We start from the raw sequence: 24,228 nt of genomic DNA, 5'->3' as shown, positions 1-24,228 counted from the left end.
TTTTATACAAATCAGTGTAAATCATTTCTATTTTAACTGAAATGAAAAAAATATCTATATCTTGACCGTTATTTTGTTTCTTTTAATTAAATGGTTCATGAAAATAAAAAAGGACGATGGGAAAATGATTAAACATAGAAAAATTTTTTCCTTATTGGAAATAACATTGGTTTTAGGTATTGGCACTGCAATGGCTTTCTTGAAGTTTCAGGACATGAAGAACGATCAGGAAACCATTACGGTGAATACCGTAGGATCACAAATGAAGCAGATAGGGGAGGCGACTAACCGCTATATCCGCATTCGCTTTGACAAACTTTCAACGCTGTCTTCCAGTAGCACCCAGACCAGCGATCCGGGTTCAAGAACCTGTTCGGCTAATGGCTGTGAAATTACGTATCAGACGTTGGTAAATGAAGGGCTGTTGCCTGCGGGGTATACCGGCATTAGCGTGCAGAAGCCCTCTTACAAGATTTTGTTAAAACGCGCTGGCACCACACCTAACTATGTTATCAATGGCCTCATCATTACTACGTTGCCTTGGTCAGAAGGAAACCGTGTTCGTTATGACTTGTTAGGCAAAGCCATGCAAGCTGCAGGCATTGAAAGCGGTATGACAAAATCCGCTTTTGTTGCATCTGGCTTTGGTAGTCAATGGACCGAGAACCAAAGCAATTATGCCGGGATAAATGCAGCGGGCTTGTTGGCCTACCGTGTAGGATAGGTTCCTCAATGTATTCAGTTTACCTACGTCGTGATGGCACATTGCTAATGACGGGAGATCTGAATATGGGCGGAAAAAGTATTAACAACGTCAAAGATATTACCGCTGCAGGCACTGTGAGGGCGGAGATATTAAAATCGACAGGATCAACCGATGTTAGCGGTGCCGTAACCGTTGTAGGGAATTCGACTTTGGCTGGCCCTGTAGAAGTAAGATCTACCTTATCGGTAAGTGGTGCTTCAACCTATGGCGGTATTGTTCAGGTTAATAATGTTATTAACGCCACCGGCAATATCAATACGACTGCAGATATTAAAAGTAAGCGTGTTTATTCCGGTTATATCCAGTCGACAGGACGCATCACATCAGATGAGTATGTTCAGATAAATAGGATTGCTGTATCTGGTGCTGTTTGCTCACCCAATGGACTTATTGGCCGCTCAAATGCAGGGGATATGCTGTCTTGTCAATCCGGTGTTTGGGGTTCAGGTGGAAAGGTAGAAGTTATTTGCGGGACTAATCCTGTATGTTCAGCGAATAAAATCCCTGTAGCACTCTACTGGACGCAACCGGGAGGTTCTAACTATGGCAATTATTGCACCTTACAAACCGGCTGGGCTAGAGTCACGACACCTTCCTGCGAATCGTGTGCAAACTGGGAAAAATGCCATATGGTTTATTCTGCATCATGGTCAGCAACGGCGTGTAGTTAGTAGATATAGTCTTTATTATGCTAAAAGGGTCAAAGCCCATTTAAATTGTCTGCATTAAGCCATCTTATATGATTGATTATGAGAATAGATTTAAAACAAAGTTAAAAGAAAATTTAAAAAAAAAGACATCCTAAAATATACACCACAACTTGAAGAAGACCATATAAACCCCAAAGCTTTTAAACTGTGATAACAGATGTATGAACCTCTTTTTTAATCATTATCTGAAAGATATTAAGTTTGATCCGATAATTTTTTGTGTTAACACTTGATTGTATCTGATGTTCAGCAACGGGTGAATAACAGATGTTAGTTTGACGTTAACGAGGACTGGCGGCTACGTTCAGTGAGGATTATCGATGGCTCTATCTGAAGGTAGAAAATGTAAACTCAGATGGCTTGGCTTTCTGTTCAAAAAGTAAACAATATCATGAGCTGTTTAACAATTTATTTGCTTGTAAGTAATGAAATTGGAAAAAAACATTGAAAGTAAATTTTTTCTATGGAATATTTCTAGCTGGTGTGCAGGCAGATTTTTGAATTGTGTTTCGCAATTCTTGATTTAAAGGGCAGAAGCTCTCGCCTGCTATGATTCTCATAGCATAATCTGCTTAGAATATTGTAAAAGTGCATAAGAGTACCTGCACACCGCTACTCTAGGAGCAGTAATGGCTACCCGTCTTGAAAAATTAAAAGAATGCTATTCAAAACCTGATTTTTCTCGTCTATTAGGCGTTGATCCCGTTTTTCTTACTCGTGTTATTTATATCCGAAATACTGATAAGCTGTATAGTCAATTCACTATCAAAAAGAAAAATGGGAGTGATCGTGTAATATCTTCTCCTGATTCAGAGCTTAAAGAAATACAAAGTAAACTATCTAACTTGCTTCAGGATTGCTTGGAAAACATCCGAGAGTCATTAAAGTTAGAAAATAATTTATCTCATGGTTTTGAGAGAAACCGAAGCATAATCTCAAATGCAGAGAAGCATAAGCAAAAAAAAAGAGTGCTAAATCTGGATTTGAGTAATTTTTTTGATGAATTTAATTTTGGTCGCGTACGGGGTTATTTTTTAAAAAATAATAAATTTTTATTAAATGAATCCATATGTAATTTAATAGCGAAAATTGCTTGTTATAATAACAAACTGCCTCAAGGTAGTCCATGTTCACCTGTTATAACAAATCTTATTTTACTTTCCTTAGATCAACGTCTAAATAAAATATGTAGAAATGCTGGTTGTACTTATACTCGATATGCTGATGATATAACTATCTCAACAAATAAATCTATTTTCCCCAAAAATATAATAACTTCACATGAAGATGATTTAGTCAAGCTAAACAAAAGATTTATAAAAGAAATTACATCTTCAGGGTTTTCTTTAAATGAAAGAAAGATCAGATTGCTTGATACAAAGTGCAGACAAGAAGTTACTGGTTTGACAGTCAATAAATTCGTTAATGTCGATGATAAATATGCTCGAAAAGTTAGAGCAATGGCTCATCGCCTTTTTATCGATGGGGAATTTCATCTTATTGATAAGAAAACGCATGAAAAGAGAGTCGGAAAGATTAATGAGCTTGCAGGTATGCTCGGCTTTATAGACTCCCTTGATAAACACAATAATACCTTCCCTCATAATAAAAAATTGACACTTAATAAAAGAGAAAGAATATACTCTAAATTTATTTACTACACAGCATTTTGCGCAAATACCATTCCAACTATTTTAACTGAAGGTAAAACAGATATTACCTACTTGCGGGTTGCGCTCAATTCTTTAGCTGATAAATATCCTAATTTAATCGGCGACAAGAAAGTTGCTAATGAAACTGTTCGAGACTATAAAGTAAAATTCTTCAAAAATAGTGCTAAAACTAAATATTTCCTTCACCTTGATGGCGGTAGCTCTCATCTAAAGGAATTTTTGGTGAGTTTCGATAAAAAAACTGAGGGTTATAAAACCGTCAGAAACTCGAGCCCTGTCATTATGATACTCGATAATGATTCTGGCAGCGCAGGAGGGAACGGTATCTTTCAAGCATTAATTGGAAAGTCATTTCCAAATATAACGACGTCGAGAGATGAGTTGAGGAGTCAAAAATGGATTTGGGCCGCCAAAAATCTATATATTGTTTTTACTCCTTTGAATGGATCTAAGGATAGCTCCATGGAGGATTTGTTTGATGTGCCCACTCTTCAAACAAAATTAGAAGGGAAAGTTTTTAATAGAACAAATGAGAAATGCGCAGAAAATGAGTATGGCAAGGAAGCATTTGCAACCGGTGTGGTTTTGAGACAAAGAAAAAGTATTGATTTCTCTAAATTTTCTTCAATATTTGATTCGATTATTGAAATAATGGATCATCATAAAAATAAAAAGTGATCAAGTTCATCGTTTTCCCGTGTATGCAAGATCGACTAACTAGAACAAATATATGCGGACGTTCCAGATAATTGCTCGTTCGCTTTAGGTTTAAAATTTCCTGTCAGATCCAAGTAAATATACCTATTTAATTAATTCTCCAATAATATGTTTTTAGTTAAAATGGAATATCATCATCAAAAACAACAGTTCCATTTACTGTTATTCTAAAAATATCTTCAATCATTTTTACTAATTCTTTTCTAATTTCTTCATTTTCATTTAATGAACTAATTAACTTGTCATTTTTGGTTTCAATATCAATATGAATATTATTTTTATAAGATGATATTCTTGTGATGTCAAATTTATCATATATCTTAAGGTTTCTATAAATAAGCGTTCTAATTTTCCTACCAAACTTTTTATTTAATTCACTGGTAAGGATATTCTGTTTGCTTGATTTTTCGAGTGCGTCTGTGAAAAAATCATTGTAGCAGTGTGCAATATGTTGGCAATAATGCTTGTGTAGAGAGTTGTAGCTTTTGATCAAATCACTAAAGCCATCTGGAGTCATAAAATTAATTTTCGATGAAACTGACTCCCCATTAATTATATAATTACTTATATAAACTTGTGAGTTAACCTCGCAGGCTTCAATATGTTCATTTGAGCAATCAAGTGTTATCAAATTGCTGTCTATTAATGATAGTAAATGAAAGAAATATACACATCTCTCTTTTTTTCTTTTAGTTAATGAACTGATTTCATAAGATTGTGATTTCATCAGTGACGTGATTGAGTTAAATATATTCTTGTCGTTATCAGGTCTGCCATTTTTTTTAAACATTTCTTGGAATGCAAAAACTTGCTTATTAGGCTCAAATAGTTTCTGATATAGATCCCCAGTAGGGATTGCCTCTATAATGAATTTATTCTCCTGCAATTGATAATCTATTATAGGATGATTGGACCAGTGCTGTAATGGTTCAAGCTCAATGTTAGGGTCATTTTTATTTAGCTCCTTGGTCAATAATGCCCAGATCTTTTCATCATTTTTTTTACAGCTGACTATAAGTGATGTATATACATAAACATCTTCAACTTTAGTTGCTTTGTATGCAATGATATCAATCTCTCTGGCTATTTTTGCTACATCATCAATGTAATATTTGTTATTGATCACATTCCATTTATTATTAATTAATATTTTTGATATTTTATTTTCCAAAATAAATCCAGTAGATTTTATGTTCTCAGCAAAAATTTTAAGATCCATTTCACTTACCTTAAGTTAATTTATTTTTAGACCATAGTTTATACTTGATATTTTTGTTAAAATGACTTTGATATCTCTATCATGCAGCAATAGCCTTATGTTTCTGTACTTGAATATAATCCCCCCACCATTGCATAAGACCAGCCCTTTCGACGAGATATTCTGCACGATTGTAAGCGGCTATAATCTCAGTGCTTTTGGTATGAGCCAAAGCCGATTCAAGAACTTCTGTCCTGAACTTACCGCATTCCTCTGCTGCTGTCCTTGCGATAGATCGCATACCGTGGGCAACCAATTCACCACCTAAACCCATACGGATTAACGCTGCATTGGCTGTTTGCTCATGCATATGGGTCAGCGGAGTTTTTATGCTGGGAAATATCCATTCACGATGGCTGCTTATAGGCTGCATATTTTCGAGTATACGAAGAGCTTCTTTGCTGAGCGGCACCTTATGAGGACGTTTCATTTTCATAAATTCGGGGGGGATGTTCCAGATTTTGTTCTCTGTATCGATGTCAGCCCAACGCGCACGAACAGCCTCTCCGGGGCGAACCCAAGTAAGCAACTGCCATTCAATCAGCATACGGGTTTCAAGACGGATTGATGCATTAGCTAAAGCAGCCATAAATCTTGGTAGTTCGCTGGGGGGTAAGGCTGGCATATTTTGCTTCTTAGGTTTACTGAAACGCTGGCCGAGGTTGTCAGCCGGGTTGAACTCAATGAGTTCCTCAGTAGCCGCATAGCGAAAAATTTCATTTAGTCGTGAAATGATACGCCGTAATGTTTCTAACACACCACGTTGTTCGATAGGGTCAAGATGTTGTTTCAACATCTTAGGCCTGATCTCTTTGATAGGGACATTGCCCATAACGGGGAAAATATTACGCTCCAGACTTCGCCAGATGTCTTCTGCGTGGTCTTTAGATATACCAGTTGTCTTTACCTTCTCATCTAACCACTTCCTTGCAACAGCCTGTAGCGTGTGCTCAGTAGCATCCTTTAGTGCATTGGCTTTATCGCTGTTATGGATTTGTGGATCGATGCCATTGGCAAGTAAAGACAGGTATTCATCACGTAAAGCTCTCGCTCTTGCTAACGTGAGGTGGGGGTAGGTCCCGAGACTTATTTTTGTTCGCTTTTTGGTTACTGGCACTGGATACCTGAAATACCACTTTTTTTTTCCACCTTTTGAGAGCGGAGCGATTCGTAGCATTAAACCATCGCCATCGAAGAGGTTGATTTCTTTCTCTGTAGGTTTGGTATTTTTGATTTCAGTGTCAGTCAGTTTCTTAGCGAGTTTTGCCATTTTGGGACCCTCTAGTATTGGACCCTTCGCATAGGGTCCCAAGAAGGGTGCCATAACGAGTAGCTTCTAGCAATTCTCGGTAGACTACTATAGACGTAAAAAAGCCCGCAAGGCTGGTTCCAAGCGGGCTTAGTAGACTTTACTAGACTTCGGTAAAACAAAAAGTGGTGGAGCTGGGGGGATTCGAACCCCCGTCCGGAATTACTCTACCGTCGGCACTACATGCTTAGTCTAATCTTTACATTCGCCTGCCAGCTGCGGATAGACACGCCACTAACAAACTAGCCTGATTGGATTTAACGCTTCAACCCCAGGCAGGGCATCCACGCGATCTCTTTTAGGTTTGACCTCTCTTGATCCCCGTCCTAAGAGCGGAGGCTAGGGAGAGAGGGCTCTAAGCAGGTTATTAAGCTGCTAGTGCGTACGTTTCGTCGTTTGCGACTATTTTTTTGCGGCTTTTTACGAGGCCAACCGCCCCTCGGCATGCACCTTGGGCTTTGCAAATCCCGTCGAATCCAGGATCAGCCCCAGGAGACTTTCGCCAGTATACCAGAATCTACCGCTACTAAGCCACTGATTAGCGGTTAGCGTTCTTCATGATACGGGCTTTGTCTAATTTCCATTCACGTTCTTTAATATCGTCACGCTTGTCGTGTTCTCTTTTACCTTTCGCTACGCCGATTTTGACTTTGCTCCAGGCATTTTTCCAATACATCGACAGCGCAACAACTGTGTAGCCTTCACGGCTGACTCGTCCTATCAGCGAATCTAACTCGCGTTTGTTCAGTAATAATTTACGCGAGCGGGTCGGATCACAAACAACATGTGAAGACGCAACGTTGAGTGGCGTAATCGTCGCACCAAAAAGGTAGGCTTCACCATTCATGAATGTGACATAGCTATCACTGATATTGGCTTTGCCCGCACGCAGTGATTTTACTTCCCAACCTTGCAGCGTAAGCCCTGCCTCAAATTCTTCTTCAATGAAGTATTCATGGCGAGCGCGCTTATTTTGCGCAATGGTAGCGGAACCGGGTTTGTACGCTTTTTTCTTTGTCATAGTGTCGTCATTATACTGGATGTAAAGGGGAATGAAATCCCTGCGGTGTGTCTAAAGCAATGTTGATGATATCGTGCGATAACGTTCGCATAATTTTTGTCTGACCGCGTATCAATGCTATTATTTTGCGCGTTTTATGACTCACGGAAAATTGTATGCCCAAGATAAATCGATCGGCATTGGTCCCATTCAGTGCGGAGCAGATGTATAAACTAGTCAATGATGTCCCTTCTTACTCTGATTTTTTGCCAGGGTGCACGGGGAGTCGGGTTTTGTCCTCTACACCGGAGGAGATGACCGCGGCTGTTGATGTATCAAAAGCCGGTATCAGCAAAACGTTCACTACCCGTAATAGGTTAACCAGCAATCAGAACATTGCCATGCAACTGGTTGATGGTCCATTTCGTCAGCTAAATGGAGGTTGGCACTTTACGCCACTTAGTGCAGATGCCTGTAAAGTCGAGTTGCATCTGGATTTTGAATTCAAGAATGCATTGATTGAACTGGCCTTCGGAAAGATTTTTAAAGAACTGGCAAACAATATGGTTCAGGCATTCACGCAACGTGCCAAAGAGGTTTACCGTGCCTGAACTTCACGTGGAAGTCGTTTATGCCTTACCGGATCGTCAGTACCTGAGGTCATTAACCCTGGAGGACGGCTCTACAGTTGAACAGGCCGTTGTTGCTTCTGGATTATTAGAATTACGGCCAGATATTGATTTGAGCATTAACAAAGTCGGCATCTATAGCCGACCTGTCAGGTTGACTGATGTACTCAGTGAGGGCGATCGTGTTGAAATATACCGACCTTTGATTGCCGACCCGAAAGAACTACGTCGTCAACGTGCAGAACGCGCAAAAAAATAAGGCACGCAAGTACCTTATTATCTGTCTATTTGTCGGCGCAGTTCACCACTAAGTGAATAACCGCCTATCGCCGACAATATCTGGGCATTGTTACAGTGCAGGCTTGTTATTCAGGTTTGTGAGCACGCCGTCACTGTTAAAAGTCAATGTCAAGGTTTGCTGTTTCACTGCTTCATGGCCAGGTTGTTGGCGGAAGACATAATACCAGATATCGCTACCAAACGGATCTTTCAGCATCGGTGTACCCAAGATATAGATAACCTGTTGTTTGGTCATACCGGTGTGAATTTTGGCGACATCAGCCGGTGCCAGATAGTTTCCCTGGTTGATGTCCGGCCGATAAACCACTTTTTCTAGCGTGGAACATCCGGCAGTCAGCATAACAACAACCACCGTGGCGACGATAGTTAGCGTTTTACAGCGCATAGTGATTACATTCCTTAAGGGCATAGGTTGCAGATGATAATAGACCTTGCCTGACTTGAAAACCTGCAAGACCCATGTAAGACCCCGGGAAGTCAAAAAAGTTGGGCTTTTTTATAGCATCCATCTCAACAACCACCCCGTAGGTCGTTACAGCGCACTGTTAAAAACACATTCAACGTTTTTATGCGGCTAACAACTCTTTTGCGTTTGCCAGCGTATTTTTCGTTACAGCACTGCCACCCAGCAGGCGGGCGAGTTCCTGTAATCGTGCTCGCTTATCTAACGGCTGCATCAGGGTTTCTGTTGCTGAACCGTCAGTTTGCTTGCTGACAAAAAAGTGATGATGTCCGCAGCCTGCGACTTGTGGCAGGTGGGTAACACACATAACCTGAGTGGATTCCCCCAACTGACGCAACATCTTACCGACAATAGCTGCCGTTGGGCCACTAATACCGACATCAACTTCGTCGAAAATCAGCGCCGGAGTATCCATTTTCTGTGCTGTAATGACCTGAATGATCAGAGCAATACGAGAAAGCTCGCCACCAGATGCTACTTTCACCAGCGACTGGTGGGGCTGGCCTGGGTTAGTCGTCACGCGGAATTCAATATGGTCTGCACCATTGATGCCGAGAGATTCCGGTGCAAACTCGACGTTTATGCTGAAATGCCCGTGCGGCATAGCCAGGGCATGCATATTGGTTGTGATCAACTGTGCTAGCTCACTAGCATGGTGGCTGCGGCGAATATGTAATTGTTCAGCCAAATGCAGGGCTTGTTGATGGTATTCACTCACTGTGCGACTCAGCATTTCATGATCGCTTTCCTGCTGATCCAGTTGCTGTTGCTCATTAAGCATTTGTTGATAAAAAGTGGGTAGATCTTCCGGTGCAATGTGATGCTTTCTGGCCAGTGTCAGTTGTCGGGAAATGCGTTGTTCCAGTTCGTACAATCTGATTGGATCAAGGTCCATCTGGTCGCTGTAATGACGCAACTCATCACTGACCTCGCTGATTTGGATGTCGGCTTCTTCCAGTAATGTCAGTGTTCCAGCGAGTTTTTCATCCATGCTGATCAGTTCTGAAAGCTGATGTTTTGCGGTGTGCAGCATACTGAGCAAGTTTTGTTCTTCACCTTCACTAAGCAGTTGTAGCGCTTGTTGGCTGAGAGCGAGCAACTGTCCGCTGTTGGACAGACGCTTGTACTCGGCATCAATCTGCTCATATTCTCCGGCCTGTGGAGCGAAGTCATTCAGTTCTTTCAGTTGGTATTGCAGAAGTTCCCGGCGTGCTTCCCGTTCAATGGTTGCCTGCTGGTGTTGGGCCAGTTCACGACAGCTTTGGTGCCACTGTTGCCAGACTTGCTGCATGGCAGAAAGTAATTGAGGTTCATCGGCGTAGGCATCCAGCAGATGACGCTGATGTTCTGGTTTAAGCAACAGTTGGTGTGCATGTTGACCGTGTAGCTGGATCAGATGTTGGCCCAGTTCCCGTAGTTGGGAAAGTGGAACAGCGGTACCGTTAATGAAACCACGAGAACGTCCGTCGGCACCGATAACTCGTCGCAGCAGGCATTCATTGCTGTCATCAAGCTGGTTTTGCTCCAGCCAGACCAATGCCGCCGGGGTATCAGCCAGTGAAAAACGGGCGCAGATATCTGCACGTGCCGCTTCCGGACGAACCATGCTGGCATCAGAACGGTTCCCGAGGCAGAGACCGAGAGCATCAATCGCAATGGATTTACCTGCACCGGTTTCACCGGTAATGACGCTCATCCCGGCTTGAAAATCAATTTCCAGTTCGCGCACGATGGCGAAGTTACTGATAGTGAGTTGCGCCAGCATGGTAGTTTCCTGTATGTAACAACAAGTGTGATTACATACAGTATAAACTGGTTTTTTATACAGTAAAGTGGCTTGAGGTTATTTTTAGAACAATTTTTTAGACCATCCGAGTTTACTACTTAATGTATTGAAATAGCTGTAATCTTTGGGATGAATGAGGTTGAGGTGATGTTTGCTGCGCCGGATGAAAACCTCTTCGCCCTCCTGTATTGGCAGCGAGATCTGGCTGTCACAGCTGATTTCCAGATCGTTAGTGATTTTGGAGAACTTCAGCCGAATAGTACTGCTGCTGTTAATTACCAGCGGACGTGCCGACAGTGTGTGCGGGAACATGGGAACCAGTGCAATGGCATCCAGCGTAGGGGTCAGAATAGGGCCGCCTCCAGAAAGGGAATAAGCGGTGGAACCGGTAGGGGTGGAAATGATCAGACCATCTGAACGTTGAGAAAAGGCAAAGCTATCATCGATATAGACTTCAAACTCGATCATATGAGCGACTTTCCCCGGATGAAGAACGACTTCGTTGATCGCTGTGCTAATACTGTTGGCCTGCTTTGTGCGGCATACCTGTGCTTCCAGCATGAAACGGCTTTCGCAAATGTAATGACCTGCCAGTACATCACTGAGCTGTTGCTGAGTATGGTCGGGATCCAAATCAGTAAGGAAACCAAGGTTGCCGCGGTTAACACCGATCACGCTAACATCATAACGTGAAAGTATTCGTGCCGCTCCCAGCATATTGCCGTCCCCGCCAATCACGATGGCCAGATCTGCCTGTCGCCCGATATCATCCAGATTACCGGTTACGGCGTCTTTCAAATTGAGAGCGTGAGCAATCTGTGGTTCGAGCAGCACTGAGTAGCCTTTGTCGCTCAACCAGTGATATAGCATGTCATGAGTGGTCAGTGCCGTGGGATGGCGCGGATGACCGACAATGCCGATGCAGTTAAATAGTTTGTTCATTGAATCGATTATCCTCACCGAAGTGTCTGGCACTCCGTGTTTTAAGGCAATATGTGAATCGTTCCCTTGAAACCCCGCGTTTGATCCCCATAATAAGCGAACTAGCGAGAACAATGCTAAAACCGCGGAGAATTTCATGAGTAGTAAAGATCAGAAGTCACCTGACGAGCAAGTCTTGGATCAAAAGGAAACGGCAGAAGGGCAGAAAGCGGAAGCCATGCCGGAGATGACAGAAGTGGTTGACCCGCGTGATGAGCGTATTGCCGAACTGGAAGCACAGTTGAACGATGTACAGCAGCGTGAACGTGATAACGTGATGCGTGCTCGCGCAGAGATTGAGAATATTCGTCGCCGTACGGATATTGACATTGAAAAGGCCCACAAGTTTGCATTGGAAAAGTTTGCGGGTGAAATGTTACCGGTGATTGATAATCTGGAGCGCGCACTGGAAATGGCCGACAAGTCTGATGAGGCACTGTCTGCCATGATTGAAGGTGTTGAACTGACGCTGAAATCTCTGTTGGCGGCAGTGCATAAGTTCGGTATTGATGTGGTTGATGAAGCTAATGTGCCGTTCAATCCGGAAGTCCACCAGGCCATGACTATGCTTGAATCTGCCGATCATCAGCCGAATCACGTCATGATGGTGATGCAGAAAGGTTACACGTTGAATGGTCGACTACTGCGTCCGGCAATGGTGGCTGTGTCTAAAGCCAAAGAATAATATTCCCTTTTCTCCGAAGACAATGGCTTCGTTGCGGTTGTCTTCGAAGATTTCCATTCAAATTTTCCTGTCTTTAATCCTGTAATCCCTCTGTTTTTTTATTGTGTTCATGTGGTGTTTTTCGCATGAAGTAATAAGTATTCTTGAATTTTAAATAATTGCGTTTTTTTGTTTATAATTTGTTAATATTCGTTTGCTGAATCCGGTGTTTTTCATAGGGTAAATGCATCATTATCTTTACCTATTAGAGTAATAATTATTGCCGTTCTAAATGCACTTGATAATCATTATCATTAATGTAAAAGTAGTAAAACAACAGCTTTAGAAGGGTCACTCATATGCCGGGAAGTCGTGTAGTCGAATCAGTCAGCCGCAAATCGAGAAAGGTTAAACTTTCTTTGATGGGGCCGGCTTTCATCGCAGCGATCGGTTATATCGACCCTGGTAACTTCGCCACCAATATTCAGTCGGGTGCTTCTTACGGTTATCAATTGCTGTGGGTTGTGGTTTGGGCCAACCTGATGGCGATGCTGATCCAATTGCTTTCAGCCAAGTTGGGCATTGCCACTGGGAAAAATCTGGCGGAGCATATCCGTGACCGTTTCCCGCGTCCTGCCGTATGGGCTTATTGGGTTCAGGCTGAAATCATTGCCATGGCAACCGATCTGGCTGAATTTATGGGGGCAGCCATCGGCTTTAAATTGCTGTTTGGCGTGTCCCTGCTGGAAGGGGCCGTACTCACCGGTATTGCGACTTTCTTGATCCTCATGCTGCAACAGCGTGGACAAAAACCACTGGAAATGGTGATTGGTGGTCTACTGCTGTTTGTTGCGGCAGCGTACATTGTGGAATTGATTTTCTCACGTCCGGAGTTAGTGGCATTGACCAAAGGAATGGTTATTCCCAGTTTTCCGACCTCGGATGCGGTACTGCTGGCTGCCGGGGTATTGGGTGCGACTATCATGCCGCATGTGATTTACCTGCATTCATCCCTGACTCAACGGGAAGGGAAATATACATCTGCAGAGCGTTATACCGCGACTAAAGTTGATGTTTCCATAGCGATGACCATTGCGGGATTTGTGAATCTGGCGATGATGGCGACGGCGGCGGCGGCATTTCATTTTAGTGGTAATACTGGGATTAGCGATCTCGATCAGGCTTACCTGACGTTGCAACCATTGCTGGGGCATGCTGCCGCGACCATATTCGGCTTGAGCCTGGTGATGGCGGGGCTGTCATCAACGGTCGTGGGAACGCTGGCGGGTCAGGTGGTGATGCAAGGTTTTGTACATTTTCATATACCGCTGTGGTTACGCCGCTCTGTTACTATGTTGCCGTCATTTATTGTGATTTTGTATGGTATGGATCCCACCCGAGTGCTGGTATTGAGTCAGGTTCTGCTGAGTTTCGGGATCGCCCTGGCATTAATTCCACTGTTGGTATTTACCGGAAACCGGGAATTAATGGGTAATCTGGTCAACAGTCGGTTGATACAAAACACGGGAAAACTGATTGTATTTATCGTTGTTTCACTGAACCTCTATCTGATCGTCGATACGCTGCTGGCGCGTTAATCGCGCCTGTATTCCTGGTAGTATCGCGTGCATTCCTGTTTTACCAAGCTTATTATTTTCCACGGATTCTTTGTATGCCGGGGCTCAATTATGTCGTCACCCATCACAATTATTGAAAAGAAGATTTTATCCGACCACTGGTTTGTTCTGAATAAATATGTATTTGATCTGAAAAGAAAAAATGGCGAGCTGGTTCGCCAGATGCGGGAAGTTTACGACCGGGGGAATGGTGCGGCGATTCTGTTGTATAACCGGGATAAAGGAACTGTTGTGCTGACACGACAATTCCGGATGCCGACATATGTCAACGGTAACGACAGCGGGATGTTACTGGAAGTCTGTGCTGGATTGCTGGATGACCAGTCGCCGGAGGCCTGTATCCGCAATGAAGCGATTGAAGAAACTGGATACGCTATAGGAAAAGTGGAAAAGTTGTTTGAAGCTTATATGTCGCCCGGAGGGGTGACTGAACTGATTCATTTTTTTGCAGCGGAATACGATGAGTCGCTGCGAGAAATGCGGGGTGGTGGCGTGGATGATGAAGATATTGAAGTAGTTGAGCTACCTTTTACCGAGGCCATGGCGCTGCTCAAAGATGGTCATATCAGAGATGGTAAGACTATCATGTTATTACAGTACGCCCAGATTCAAGGCTGGTTTACTGAAAGATAGGCTGAGCGTTCAGTCATCGATAAGGGGCGATGGCGCCCCTTTTTTGTGTCCCTCTGTGTACGGTGAGCCATCCGGTATTACAGTTTTGCAGCCAGCAACGTTTCCAGTTTCTGCTGATCGGCGGCAAACAGACGTATTCCTTCAGACAGTTTCTCTACCGCCATCGGATCCTGATTGTGCTCCCAGCGGAATTCAGCTTCCGATAGTGATAACGGGTGGTGGAAACCCTCGGTGGATGGTCTGAGTTTGCGTTCTACCGGTGCGTCGTTATTTTTCAACTGCTCCAGTAGTGCAGGGGAAATGGTCAGACGATCGCAGCCCGCCAGCGCCAGAATCTGTTCTATCTTGCGGAAGCTGGCGCCCATGATGATAGTCGGGTAGCGGTATTGCTTGTAATACGTATAGATTTTACGTACCGACAGTACGCCTGGGTCCTGTTCGGCATCGTATTCGGCAACGGGTTGTCTGGTTTGATACCAGTCATAGATACGTCCGACAAAGGGAGAAATCAGGTAAACGCCAGCTTCAGCACAGGCGCGAGCCTGGGCAAAGGAAAAAAGCAGAGTCAGATTACAATTAATACCTTCCTTCTCCAGTTCTTCGGCGGCACGAATCCCTTCCCAGGTCGCCGCCAGTTTGATCAAAATACGCGAGCGGTGAATATCTTTTTCTTCATACATGCCAATGAGCTTGCGGGCTTTGGCAACACACATCCCACGGTCAAATGACAAACGTGCATCCACTTCGGTAGAGATTCGGCCGGGAATACTTTTCAGCACTTCCGCGCCAATGTTCACCGCCAGGCGGTCACTGGCGTTAATCAGTTGGGTTTCACGGGAACCGCCCTGCTTGCGGGCATAAACCAGCGCGTCGTCAAACAGTGGTTGGTATTGTGGCAGGCTGGCCGCTTTCAGGATCAGGGATGGATTGGTTGTAGCGTCCTGTGGAGAGTAATGACGGGTAGATTCGATATCGCCACTATCAGCCACCACAACGGTCAGCTGTTTAAGGGCTTCTAATTGGTTCATCGCTTAACTCCTTGAACAATAATATGAAAATAAAAACGCAGGGCAACACACTGCATCATTACCGGGAAGAATGACATGCGCTTTCTCTGATTGCTGCGACGGGAAATGTCGATGACACAGCATAAGGCAGGCTGTCGTGCTGCATTGTGTTATCTGTTTTCTGTTGCTGGATATTTGCAGGAGAGCGGTCCCGGAGTGGCTATCTGCATTTCCCAGACTTTGAGCATAGACTCGTCCGAGAATTTATTCCTGAAGGGCGCTCGCTAACTGATTTTTCTCCTCATTAATTAATTATATTAAGCGATATTCACTCTTGGATTTTGTAATGCGTCATGGTTTAACCAAAGGTGAACACTATACTTAAGTAACTCGCAACCCTACTTGAACAACAAAGCGAAAAGGTAAGGTAATTAAAAATGGATGAACAACTAAAGCAAAGCGCACTGGACTTCCACCAATATCCGGTACCGGGAAAAATTCAGGTTTCACCGACCAAACCGCTGGTCACTCAGCGTGATTTGGCGTTGGCCTATTCTCCTGGCGTTGCCGCACCCTGTTTGGAAATTGCCAAAGATCCGCAAGCTGCCTATAAATACACCGCACGAGGAAATCTGGTCGCGGTTATCTCCAATGGTACAGCGGTGCTGGGTTTAGGGAACATTGGCGCACTGGCAGGCAAGCCAGTCATGGAAGGTAAAGGGGTCTTGTTTAAAAAATTCTCAGGTATTGATGTTTTCGATATCGAAGTAGATGAGCTGGATCCAGACAAGCTGATTGACGTGATTGCTGCACTGGAACCCACGTTTGGCGGTATCAACCTGGAGGATATCAAGGCACCGGAATGTTTCTATATTGAGAAGAAACTGCGTGAACGGATGAAGATTCCGGTATTTCACGACGACCAACACGGTACGGCCATTATCTGTACTGCCGCCGTACTTAACGGTCTTCGAGTAGTGAAAAAAGCTATTTCTGATGTACGGCTGGTGGTCTCTGGTGCTGGTGCTGCGTCTATCGCCTGTCTGAATTTACTGGTGGCGCTGGGTCTGAGACACGAAAATATTGTGGTTTGTGACTCACGTGGTGTGATTTACAAAGGCCGTGACGTGAATATGGCTGAAACCAAGGCCGCCTATGCTATTGAAGATAATGGTTGCAGGAAACTGGCTGATGTCATTCCTGACGCCGATATTTTCCTCGGTTGTTCCGGTCCTGGCGTGCTGACTCAGGATATGGTCAAAACGATGGCGCCGAATCCATTGATTCTGGCGTTGGCCAACCCGGAACCGGAAATCCTGCCACCGTTGGCGAAGGCTGTCCGCCCGGATGCCATTGTCTGTACCGGCCGTTCGGATTACCCGAATCAGGTTAACAACGTACTGTGTTTTCCGTTTATTTTCCGCGGTGCGCTGGATGTGGGTGCGACCGTTATCAACGAAGAGATGAAACTGGCTTGTGTTCATGCGATTGCTGATTTGGCTCTGGCGGAACAGAGTGAGGTGGTCGCCTCTGCCTATGGCGATCAAGAGCTCTCCTTTGGTCCGGAATACTTGATTCCCAAACCTTTCGATCCGCGCTTGATCATCAAGATTGCACCAGCCGTGGCGAAAGCGGCAATGGATTCAGGGGTGGCGACACGTCCTATCGAGGACTTCAATGCTTACACCGAGAAACTGACCGAGTTTGTCTACAAGACCAATCTGTTCATGAAACCGGTGTTTTCTCAGGCCCGTCTACAGTCGAAACGCGTGGTGCTGGCTGAAGGGGAAGACCCGCGTATCCTGCATGCAACCCAGGAATTGGTCACCCTGGGGCTGGCGTTCCCAATATTGATTGGCCGCCCCAGCGTAATAGAAAAACGCATCCAGAAGCTCGGCTTGCAGATTACTATCGGAAAAGATTTTGAGGTTGTGAATAACGAGTCCGATCCTCGTTTTAAAGCGTACTGGCAAGAATACTTTGAGATGATGAAACGGCGCGGTATTTCACAGGATCAGGCGCAGCGTGAGATGCGCGCCAATTTGACGTTGATCGGTTCTATCATGGTTCATCGCGGCGAGGCCGATGCATTAATTTGTGGCACCGTCGGGAATTATGAAGAGCATTTCGCTGTAGTGGAAGACGTGTTTGGCTATCGTGATGGTGTGCATGTTGCGGGTGCAATGAATGCATTGCTGTTGCCAAGCGGCAATACATTTATCGCTGATACGTATGTGAACGCTGATCCAACGCCGGAACAATTGGCGGAGATCACGCTGATGGCGGCTGAGACAGTACGTCGTTTCGGTATTGAGCCGAAAGTGGCATTGCTGTCTCACTCCAGCTTTGGTACTTCTGATTCCCCGACAGCGAAGAAAATGCGCGACACGCTGGCGCTGGTGAACAAGATGGCGCCAGATTTGCAAATCGATGGTGAAATGCACGGCGATGCCGCGTTGATGGAGTCGATTCGTAATGAACAGATGCCTGACAGTCCGTTGAAAGGCTCTGCCAACATTCTGATCATGCCGAATATGGAATCTGCCCGCATCAGTTATAATCTGTTGCGTGTTTCTTCGTCCGAAGGGGTGACGGTTGGTCCGGTGCTGATGGGTATCGCCAAACCGGTTCATATCCTGACGCCGATTGCCTCTGTTCGCCGTATTATTAACATGGTGGCGCTGGCAGTGGTTGAAGCACAGACTACGTTGCGGTAAGTGATATTGGTCTCTGACAGGCCGGCAGAGAAATCTACCGGCTTTTTTATCTCTGTCAGGATGCGGCCTTCTGCTGTAGCCATTTATCCAGCTCGTTGGCAAACTGTTGTCGATCCCGCTGGTTAAGGACGTTGGGGCCACCAGTCTGAATACCACTGGAGCGTAAAGTATCCATGAAATCACGTAATGTAAGGCGTTCACGGATGGTATCCGGCGTATAACGCTCTCCACGAGGATTAAGCGCCACCGCCTGTTTTTCCAGGACTTCTGCGGCCAGCGGAATGTCGCTGGTCACCACCAAATCACCAGGGTTGGCACGGCGCACAATTTCATTGTCTGCCACATCAAAACCTGCGGGTACTCGCAGGGTATGAATAAAACGCGAAGGTGGTACTTTGAGCGATTGATTGGCAACCAACGTTACTGGTGTCTCTGTCCGTTCCGCTGCGCGATACAGCACCTCTTTGATCACGTTGGGACAGGCATCGGCATCTACCCAAATAACCGGCATTAGTATTTTCCTTTTTCATCAAATAATCCCAGCCAGTCACGGGCTGGCAGAAAATCGTGGTACAACGCGGCTTCAGGGCTGTCGGGTTCGGGTTGATACTGGTATTCCCACCTTACTAGCGGCGGCATTGACATCAGAATAGATTCAGTGCGTCCACCGCTTTGCAGTCCAAACAGCGTGCCGCGGTCCCATACCAGATTGAATTCCACATAGCGCCCACGACGGTAGAGCTGGAACTGACGCTCACGCTCACCCCATTGCATGTCTTTATGGCGATTCACAATGGGTAAATAGGCATCTAGAAAGCCTTCACCCACGGCTCGCATAAAAGCAAAACAGGTGTTGAAATCAGGGGTGTTCAGATCGTCAAAGAACAGACCACCAACGCCTCTGGCCTCATTCCGATGCTTGAGATAAAAATAGTCATCACACCATTTCTTGTAGCGCGGATAGACGTCATCACCAAACGGTTTACACAGATTGTAGGCGGTTTGGTGCCAGTGTACGGCATCTGCTTCGAAACCATAAAACGGCGTGAGATCGAAGCCACCGCCAAACCACCATACTGCGGGTTCATCTTCCTTTTCCGCGATAAAGAAACGCACATTGGCATGACTGGTGGGAATGTAAGGGCTTAACGGATGGATAACCAATGAAATGCCCATTGCCTGGAATCGACGGCCTGCCAGTTCTGGTCGGTGAGTGCTGGCTGATGGCGGCAGAGATGGACCTGATACATGAGAGAAATTGACGCCCGCCTGTTCAAACACACTGCCTTGTCGCAATATGCGGCTGCGACCACCGCCGCCAGAGGCATGTTCCCAGGCATCTTCCATGAACGTTACAGCGCCGTCAATACGCTCTAATTGCTGACAGATCGTATCCTGCAAGGAAAGCAGAAAGCTTTTGACCTGGTTGATATCAGGTGTGCTCATAATGTCCCTTATGATGAGAGGTGAGAAAGCAGCCAGTATAACGGGAATCGGCGGCAGATGAATATCAGCGCAGTTACTCGTATTTTCCCGTCAGAAGCCTATGAATTTGATGTTGCGTCTGACACAAATCACGCGATAATCAAAACATCCCTAATTTATCGAATGGCAATCAGCAATGGAAATTCGCATATTCAGGCAAGATGACTTTGAGGAAGTGATCACCCTTTGGGAACGTTGTGATCTGTTGCGTCCCTGGAATGATCCGGAAATGGATATTGAACGTAAACTCAACCATGATCCTGATTTATTTTTGGTGGCTGAAGTGGGTAGCGAGGTGGTGGGGTCAGTAATGGGTGGCTATGACGGTCACCGTGGCTCCGCCTATTACCTTGGTGTCCATCCGGATTTTCGCGGCCGAGGTATTGCCAATGCGTTGATCAATCGCCTGGAGAAAAAGCTGATTGCCCGTGGTTGCCCGAAAATCCACCTGATGGTGCGAGAAGATAATGAGGCAGTTATCGGGATGTATGAAAAGCTGGATTACGAAACTGTCGATAGTGTGACATTGGGTAAACGACTGATTGAAGATCAGGAGTATTAGGTTGTGTCTCTCCCCAGAGAGACGCACGACGCGGTGGTCGCCCAGTGTATCCAGGTTTTTTTACTGATAAGGATTAAACTATATAGCCGTTTTGCGGCACTTTTTGTTTTTTTACCCGTCTGACATAACGGCTGAGGTCTGCACCATCGGTCCAACAAGTAAAAATCAGGTGCTGTTTCATTTTGAGGAGTGAGTTGTGATTAAAGTCCGCCCGTTGTTTCTGGCATTACCGCTGCTATTGTCGGGATGCAGTACGCTTTCTGGTTTTTCCTGGTCTAGCTTGTCGCCGTTCAACTGGTTTGGTAGTCCAATCACTGTTTCTGATGCTGGTGTTGGGGGAATCAACGCCGGTACGCCGTTGTCACAGCCGGTATTGGATAAAGCGCTGAATGGCAATTACTCCCTGCTCAGTGGCATGGGTATCGAAAATGGCAAGCTGACAGCGTTTTATGAAGCTCGCAAAGATAACAACGTGATGCTGGTGATTAGCGGCGAGCCTAAAGGCCATGTGAACAAGGTGGAAGTACAGGATAAGAGCATTGCCAGCCAATGGGGTGTGAAAATTGGTGATGAATTCGGTTCGTACTACAGTAAAGCGTTTGATGTTTGTCGATTAGGGCAGGGTAATAACGCACAAAGTGTGGAGTGTGTTGCTCCGCAAAGCAAACACGTTAGCTACCTGTTTTCTGGGACATGGAGTGGGCCGGAAGGGTTGATGCCTCCTGACGATATGCTGAAAAAATGGAAGGTCAGTAAAATTATCTGGCATGCCCAAGCCAGAAACTGAGCATTTATAGGCGTTGCGTCTGTGGCGCGCGCCTTGCTACCCCCTATCGCCAGCGTATTTCCCAGTTTCTTTCTTTACCGATGTGATTACCGGAACATTTTGCGCTGAAGCAAAGTAAAATTTACCGTATCCGGTATGATGAACAGGCTGCGCATGGTGGATGCCAGATAACAACTAAGGCACTGAATAACGTGAGGAAGCAAGAGATGACACAAATTCAAAGCGGTATTTTGCTGGAGCATCGCCGTTTTGCCATTTTTATGGAAGCGATGGTTCAAGGGGAATTTGATGCCATCCGCCAGGGTTGCAAAAAGTTTTGTCAGGCATTGAGTGAGTTGCAGCAGCGTTTCCCTGATGCTGGCCTGGGAGCTGTTATTGCGTTTGGTGACGACGTATGGCGTGAGTTGGACTGCGAAAACAGTGCGACAGAGCTTAAACCTTTCACGCCATTAGGTAACGGCCTGGCACCCGCTACCCAGCGCGACCTGTTGATTCATATTCAGTCTCTGCGCCACGATGTCAATTTCACTTTGGCACAGGCAGTGCTGTCCAGTTTTGGTAAGACCATCCATATCGAAGAAGAAACTCATGGCTTTCGTTGGATAGAGGAGCGCGATCTGAGTGGTTTTGTGGATGGTACCGAAAACCCGCAAGGTGAAGAGCGTCATAGTGTTGCCATTATTCCTGACGAGAAGTCTGGAGCGGGCGGCAGTTATGTTTTCGTTCAGCGTTGGGAACATAACCTGAAGCAGTTACAGCGGATGAGCGTAGGGCAGCAGGAACAAATTATTGGTCGCACTAAACAGGACAATGAAGAATTGTCGTCAGATCAACGACCAGCGACGTCTCATGTCAGCCGTGTTGACTTGAAAGAAGATGGCAAGGGGCTGAAAATTCTGCGTCAGAGCTTACCTTACGGGACGGCCAGCGACAAAAACGGTCTTTACTTCATCGCCTACTGTGCCCGCCTGTACAATATAGAACAACAACTGCTGAGCATGTTCGGTGAACGTGACGGGAAACGTGACGATATGTTGCGTTTTACCCGCGCAGTGAGCGGCAGCTATTTCTTTGCACCCTCTCTTGATCGCTTGCTATCGCTGTAACGCATTCACCCGTATTTTGTTATATAGGCACCGTTCAACGGTGCCTGTTTTTTATGGGGAAAATAATTAACCTGTAGGAGCCGGTTTACTCTCTTTCCAGCGCATGGATAGGTTGCATGTTTGCGGCCCGTTTGGCAGGAAAAAATCCAAATATCACGCCAATCAGGCTGGAGCATAAGAACGCTACAATAATGGATGTTGTGGAATAAACCATGGAGAAGCTGCTGGTAAACTGCCTGAAGATAACGCCGGCAAGCAAAGACAGTATCACGCCCAGAAACCCACCAAGCAGACACACCAGGACAGCTTCAATTAGAAACTGCTGTAGAATATCGCTGGTGCGGGCACCGACCGCCATTCTAACGCCTATTTCTCGCGTTCTCTCCGTTACTGAAACCAGCATGATATTCATCACACCAATTCCACCGACAATCAGCGAGATCAGGGCGATCAGCGAAACCAGCAGTGTCATGGTTGATGTCGTTTTCTGAATGGTCTGACGAATACTGTCCGTATTCATGATAAAAAAGTCTTTGGTGCCATGCTGGCGGGTCAACACCTGTGTGATACCTTGCTCGGCCACGCTGAGATCAACGTTATCTTTTACTCTTACCGTAATGCTTTTGAGATAGGACTGGCCGACCATACGCCACATCATGGTGGTGTAGGGGATCCAGACATTCAGATTGTCATCACTACCGAAACCACTTTGTTTACGGGTGATAACACCAATCACCCGACAGGGTAAAGAATCCAGCAGAATAACCTGTCCAATTGGATCTTCCCCTGAACTGAACAGTTCAGCCCGGGTGTTTTGATCGATAACGGCATCCTGGGTCAATTGTTTTACGCTGGATGGTGGAAAGGTAATGCCTTCATCAATGGTATATCCCCGTACAGTGAAAAACTGTTCGCCTACGCCTGTGACATTAGTGGATACCGCGATGTTGCCATAGCGCAATGTAGCACTGGTGGAAAGTGAGGGGGTTATGCTATGAACATAAGGTTGTTCAGCCAGTGGCTTGATGTCGTTAGCCCGTAGTGTCTGGATCGCGCTGGAACGCATGTCACCAAAATTTTTGCCGGGGAAGATTTCCAGCGTACTGGTACCCATGGCGTTGATATTTGCCAATACCTGTTGTTGTGATCCTTTGCCTAGCGCGACGACAGAAACGACGGAAGCGATACCGATAATGATGCCCAACATGGTCAGGAACGTTCTCATCCGTTGGGCATTCATGGCGCGCAAAGCCATTTTAAAGGCGTTGAAAAAGCGGCCACGGAACTGGCTGAACGGATTCGCAGTGATGATCGTTGCTGCTGGTTTGGGCGTAACCACAGAGACAGTGGCGCTTGTCCGGCTGTCGGCGATAATTTCACCGTCCTTTATTTCAATAATTCTTTCGGCCAGTTGGGCAATGTTCATATCGTGAGTCACGATAATGATAGTTTGTCCTTGCTGGTGAAGCTCTTTCAATATATTCAGAACTTCCTGGCCGCTGGTGCTGTCCAGCGCCCCGGTGGGTTCGTCCGCCAGAATGACGTCGCCGCCATTCATCAGCGCTCTGGCAATGCTGGTACGCTGCTGTTGGCCCCCCGACAGTTCATTTGGATGGTAGTGAAGGCGTTCTTTCAATCCCAGTCGGGACAACAATTCAATAGATCGTTGTTGACGTTCATGGCGTGTTTTTCCCGCATAAATAGCCGGTACTTCTACGTTATCCTGAACAGTAAGGTCGTTGAGTAAATGATAACGCTGAAAAATAAAGCCAAAATGTTCACGCCGCAATTCAGCCAGTTGATCGTTGTTCTGTGAGAGAATCGAGCGTCCTGCAATTTTATAGTCGCCTTCAGAGGGCTTATCCAGGCAGCCGAGAAGGTTCATGAGTGTTGACTTCCCCGAACCTGACGCACCAACAATCGCCACCATTTCTCCGCTCTGAATGGTGAGATTGATGTTCTTCAGGACATCGGTGGATTGATCACCGTTAACAAAACGGCGCGTGACATTGGTGAGCTGAAGTAAAGGAATCGCCAT

20 protein-coding genes, 1 other RNA gene and 1 pseudogene are annotated in these 24,228 nt (G+C 45.5%); 11 read left to right on the top strand and 11 right to left on the bottom strand.

Going from position 1 to position 24,228, the window contains the following annotated elements; translation table 11 throughout:
- Positions 1-124: 124 nt before the first annotated feature.
- Together pilV and CWC46_RS21095 are read left to right on the top strand one after the other, a co-directional pair.
- A pseudogene (gene pilV / locus CWC46_RS21100) lies at positions 125-1,437 on the top strand (shufflon system plasmid conjugative transfer pilus tip adhesin PilV).
- Between the two features lie 668 nt (positions 1,438-2,105).
- The gene (locus CWC46_RS21095) at positions 2,106-3,827 is read left to right on the top strand and encodes a retron Ec67 family RNA-directed DNA polymerase/endonuclease (RefSeq protein ID WP_021014561.1); all 1,722 of its coding nucleotides are present in this window, start codon (positions 2,106-2,108) and stop codon (positions 3,825-3,827) included.
- A gap of 157 nt (positions 3,828-3,984) precedes the next feature.
- Here CWC46_RS21095 and CWC46_RS21090 read toward each other — a convergent pair whose 3' ends face one another.
- The 4 genes from CWC46_RS21090 to smpB all read right to left on the bottom strand — a co-directional run bounded on the left by CWC46_RS21090 (position 3,985) and on the right by smpB (position 7,454).
- On the bottom strand, positions 3,985-5,085 hold the full coding sequence (locus CWC46_RS21090) for a hypothetical protein (protein WP_021014562.1): 1,101 nt from the start codon (positions 5,083-5,085) through the stop codon (positions 3,985-3,987).
- A 79-nt stretch (positions 5,086-5,164) separates the two neighbouring features.
- The gene (locus CWC46_RS21085; protein ID WP_021014563.1) at positions 5,165-6,394 is read right to left on the bottom strand and encodes an integrase domain-containing protein; all 1,230 of its coding nucleotides are present in this window, start codon (positions 6,392-6,394) and stop codon (positions 5,165-5,167) included.
- Positions 6,395-6,559: 165 nt separating this feature from the next.
- Positions 6,560-6,923: a transfer-messenger RNA gene (gene ssrA, locus CWC46_RS21080) on the bottom strand.
- A gap of 48 nt (positions 6,924-6,971) precedes the next feature.
- The gene (gene smpB, locus CWC46_RS21075; protein ID WP_021014564.1) at positions 6,972-7,454 is read right to left on the bottom strand and encodes an SsrA-binding protein SmpB; all 483 of its coding nucleotides are present in this window, start codon (positions 7,452-7,454) and stop codon (positions 6,972-6,974) included.
- Between the two features lie 155 nt (positions 7,455-7,609).
- Here smpB and CWC46_RS21070 point away from each other — a divergent pair, with 155 nt between their 5' ends.
- Together CWC46_RS21070 and CWC46_RS21065 are read left to right on the top strand one after the other, a co-directional pair.
- Positions 7,610-8,044 (top strand): type II toxin-antitoxin system RatA family toxin, encoded by a 435-nt coding sequence (locus CWC46_RS21070; protein ID WP_021014565.1) that lies wholly within the window; start codon positions 7,610-7,612, stop codon positions 8,042-8,044.
- Positions 8,037-8,321, top strand: a complete 285-nt coding sequence (locus CWC46_RS21065; protein ID WP_021014566.1) for an RnfH family protein — start codon at positions 8,037-8,039, stop codon at positions 8,319-8,321. Before CWC46_RS21070 ends, CWC46_RS21065 begins: the two co-directional genes overlap by 8 nt.
- A 90-nt stretch (positions 8,322-8,411) precedes the next feature.
- On the opposite strand, the gene bamE is transcribed toward CWC46_RS21065, so the two are convergent.
- The 3 genes from bamE to nadK form a co-directional block, all read right to left on the bottom strand.
- Positions 8,412-8,747, bottom strand: a complete 336-nt coding sequence (gene bamE / locus CWC46_RS21060) for an outer membrane protein assembly factor BamE (protein WP_021014567.1) — start codon at positions 8,745-8,747, stop codon at positions 8,412-8,414.
- Positions 8,748-8,928: 181 nt separating this feature from the next.
- A complete protein-coding gene (gene recN, locus CWC46_RS21055) occupies positions 8,929-10,590 on the bottom strand; it encodes a DNA repair protein RecN (RefSeq protein WP_021014568.1) in 1,662 nt (553 codons plus the stop codon).
- A gap of 84 nt (positions 10,591-10,674) precedes the next feature.
- Positions 10,675-11,553 (bottom strand): NAD(+) kinase, encoded by an 879-nt coding sequence (nadK, locus tag CWC46_RS21050; RefSeq protein ID WP_021014569.1) that lies wholly within the window; start codon positions 11,551-11,553, stop codon positions 10,675-10,677.
- A 136-nt stretch (positions 11,554-11,689) separates the two neighbouring features.
- On the opposite strand from nadK, the gene grpE reads away from it, so the two are divergent.
- The 3 genes from grpE (at position 11,690) to nudK (ending at position 14,526) form a co-directional block, all read left to right on the top strand.
- Positions 11,690-12,277 carry a nucleotide exchange factor GrpE gene (gene grpE, locus CWC46_RS21045; protein ID WP_021014570.1) on the top strand — a complete coding sequence of 196 codons (588 nt, stop codon included), beginning with the start codon at positions 11,690-11,692 and terminating at the stop codon, positions 12,275-12,277.
- Between the two features lie 338 nt (positions 12,278-12,615).
- A complete protein-coding gene (locus CWC46_RS21040) occupies positions 12,616-13,854 on the top strand; it encodes an Nramp family divalent metal transporter (RefSeq protein ID WP_021014571.1) in 1,239 nt (412 codons plus the stop codon).
- 90 nt (positions 13,855-13,944) lie between these two features.
- Positions 13,945-14,526, top strand: coding sequence for a GDP-mannose pyrophosphatase NudK (gene nudK / locus CWC46_RS21035; RefSeq protein WP_021014572.1), 582 nt, complete (start codon positions 13,945-13,947; stop codon positions 14,524-14,526).
- Between the two features lie 77 nt (positions 14,527-14,603).
- Here nudK and tal read toward each other — a convergent pair whose 3' ends face one another.
- On the bottom strand, positions 14,604-15,554 hold the full coding sequence (tal, locus tag CWC46_RS21030; protein ID WP_021014573.1) for a transaldolase: 951 nt from the start codon (positions 15,552-15,554) through the stop codon (positions 14,604-14,606).
- 416 nt (positions 15,555-15,970) lie between these two features.
- Here tal and maeB point away from each other — a divergent pair, with 416 nt between their 5' ends.
- The gene (maeB, locus tag CWC46_RS21025; RefSeq protein WP_021014574.1) at positions 15,971-18,250 is read left to right on the top strand and encodes an NADP-dependent oxaloacetate-decarboxylating malate dehydrogenase; all 2,280 of its coding nucleotides are present in this window, start codon (positions 15,971-15,973) and stop codon (positions 18,248-18,250) included.
- A gap of 55 nt (positions 18,251-18,305) precedes the next feature.
- Here maeB and CWC46_RS21020 read toward each other — a convergent pair whose 3' ends face one another.
- Positions 18,306-18,761, bottom strand: coding sequence for a YaiI/YqxD family protein (locus CWC46_RS21020; RefSeq protein ID WP_021014575.1), 456 nt, complete (start codon positions 18,759-18,761; stop codon positions 18,306-18,308).
- The gene (gene hemF, locus CWC46_RS21015) at positions 18,761-19,696 is read right to left on the bottom strand and encodes an oxygen-dependent coproporphyrinogen oxidase (protein WP_021014576.1); all 936 of its coding nucleotides are present in this window, start codon (positions 19,694-19,696) and stop codon (positions 18,761-18,763) included. The genes CWC46_RS21020 and hemF overlap by 1 nt, the downstream gene beginning before the upstream one ends.
- Before the next feature lie 175 nt (positions 19,697-19,871).
- On the opposite strand from hemF, the gene CWC46_RS21010 reads away from it, so the two are divergent.
- The 3 genes from CWC46_RS21010 (at position 19,872) to CWC46_RS21000 (ending at position 22,190) form a co-directional block, all read left to right on the top strand.
- Positions 19,872-20,297, top strand: coding sequence for a GNAT family acetyltransferase (locus tag CWC46_RS21010; protein WP_021014577.1), 426 nt, complete (start codon positions 19,872-19,874; stop codon positions 20,295-20,297).
- Positions 20,298-20,493: 196 nt separating this feature from the next.
- Positions 20,494-21,084, top strand: a complete 591-nt coding sequence (locus CWC46_RS21005; protein ID WP_021014578.1) for an RpoE-regulated lipoprotein — start codon at positions 20,494-20,496, stop codon at positions 21,082-21,084.
- A 206-nt stretch (positions 21,085-21,290) separates the two neighbouring features.
- Positions 21,291-22,190 carry a Dyp-type peroxidase gene (locus tag CWC46_RS21000; RefSeq protein WP_021014579.1) on the top strand — a complete coding sequence of 300 codons (900 nt, stop codon included), beginning with the start codon at positions 21,291-21,293 and terminating at the stop codon, positions 22,188-22,190.
- An 85-nt stretch (positions 22,191-22,275) separates the two neighbouring features.
- Here the strand turns inward: CWC46_RS21000 and CWC46_RS20995 are convergent, their stop codons facing one another.
- Positions 22,276-24,228 (bottom strand): MacB family efflux pump subunit, encoded by a 1,953-nt coding sequence (locus tag CWC46_RS20995; RefSeq protein ID WP_021014580.1) that lies wholly within the window; start codon positions 24,226-24,228, stop codon positions 22,276-22,278.

The organism is Prodigiosinella confusarubida, from assembly GCF_002847015.1.
GTDB lineage: Bacteria > Pseudomonadota > Gammaproteobacteria > Enterobacterales > Enterobacteriaceae > Prodigiosinella > Prodigiosinella aquatilis.
Note: the sequence above shows the minus strand (reverse complement) of the source record. Positions and strands in the feature narration are given on the sequence as shown.

Bases quoted from the DNA above. Each gene is read 5' to 3' on its own strand.
- CWC46_RS21095 (WP_021014561.1), top strand. From the start codon at position 2,106: ATGGCTACCCGTCTTGAAAAATTAAAAGAATGCTATTCAAAACCTGAT.
- CWC46_RS21090 (WP_021014562.1), bottom strand. From the start codon at position 5,085: ATGGATCTTAAAATTTTTGCTGAGAACATAAAATCTACTGGATTTATT.
- CWC46_RS21085 (WP_021014563.1), bottom strand. From the start codon at position 6,394: ATGGCAAAACTCGCTAAGAAACTGACTGACACTGAAATCAAAAATACC.
- smpB (WP_021014564.1), bottom strand. From the start codon at position 7,454: ATGACAAAGAAAAAAGCGTACAAACCCGGTTCCGCTACCATTGCGCAA.
- CWC46_RS21070 (WP_021014565.1), top strand. From the start codon at position 7,610: ATGCCCAAGATAAATCGATCGGCATTGGTCCCATTCAGTGCGGAGCAG.
- bamE (WP_021014567.1), bottom strand. From the start codon at position 8,747: ATGCGCTGTAAAACGCTAACTATCGTCGCCACGGTGGTTGTTGTTATG.
- recN (WP_021014568.1), bottom strand. From the start codon at position 10,590: ATGCTGGCGCAACTCACTATCAGTAACTTCGCCATCGTGCGCGAACTG.
- nadK (WP_021014569.1), bottom strand. From the start codon at position 11,553: ATGAACAAACTATTTAACTGCATCGGCATTGTCGGTCATCCGCGCCAT.
- grpE (WP_021014570.1), top strand. From the start codon at position 11,690: ATGAGTAGTAAAGATCAGAAGTCACCTGACGAGCAAGTCTTGGATCAA.
- CWC46_RS21040 (WP_021014571.1), top strand. From the start codon at position 12,616: ATGCCGGGAAGTCGTGTAGTCGAATCAGTCAGCCGCAAATCGAGAAAG.
- nudK (WP_021014572.1), top strand. From the start codon at position 13,945: ATGTCGTCACCCATCACAATTATTGAAAAGAAGATTTTATCCGACCAC.
- tal (WP_021014573.1), bottom strand. From the start codon at position 15,554: ATGAACCAATTAGAAGCCCTTAAACAGCTGACCGTTGTGGTGGCTGAT.
- maeB (WP_021014574.1), top strand. From the start codon at position 15,971: ATGGATGAACAACTAAAGCAAAGCGCACTGGACTTCCACCAATATCCG.
- CWC46_RS21020 (WP_021014575.1), bottom strand. From the start codon at position 18,761: ATGCCGGTTATTTGGGTAGATGCCGATGCCTGTCCCAACGTGATCAAA.
- hemF (WP_021014576.1), bottom strand. From the start codon at position 19,696: ATGAGCACACCTGATATCAACCAGGTCAAAAGCTTTCTGCTTTCCTTG.
- CWC46_RS21010 (WP_021014577.1), top strand. From the start codon at position 19,872: ATGGAAATTCGCATATTCAGGCAAGATGACTTTGAGGAAGTGATCACC.
- CWC46_RS21000 (WP_021014579.1), top strand. From the start codon at position 21,291: ATGACACAAATTCAAAGCGGTATTTTGCTGGAGCATCGCCGTTTTGCC.
- CWC46_RS20995 (WP_021014580.1), bottom strand. From the start codon at position 24,228: ATGGCGATTCCTTTACTTCAGCTCACCAATGTCACGCGCCGTTTTGTT.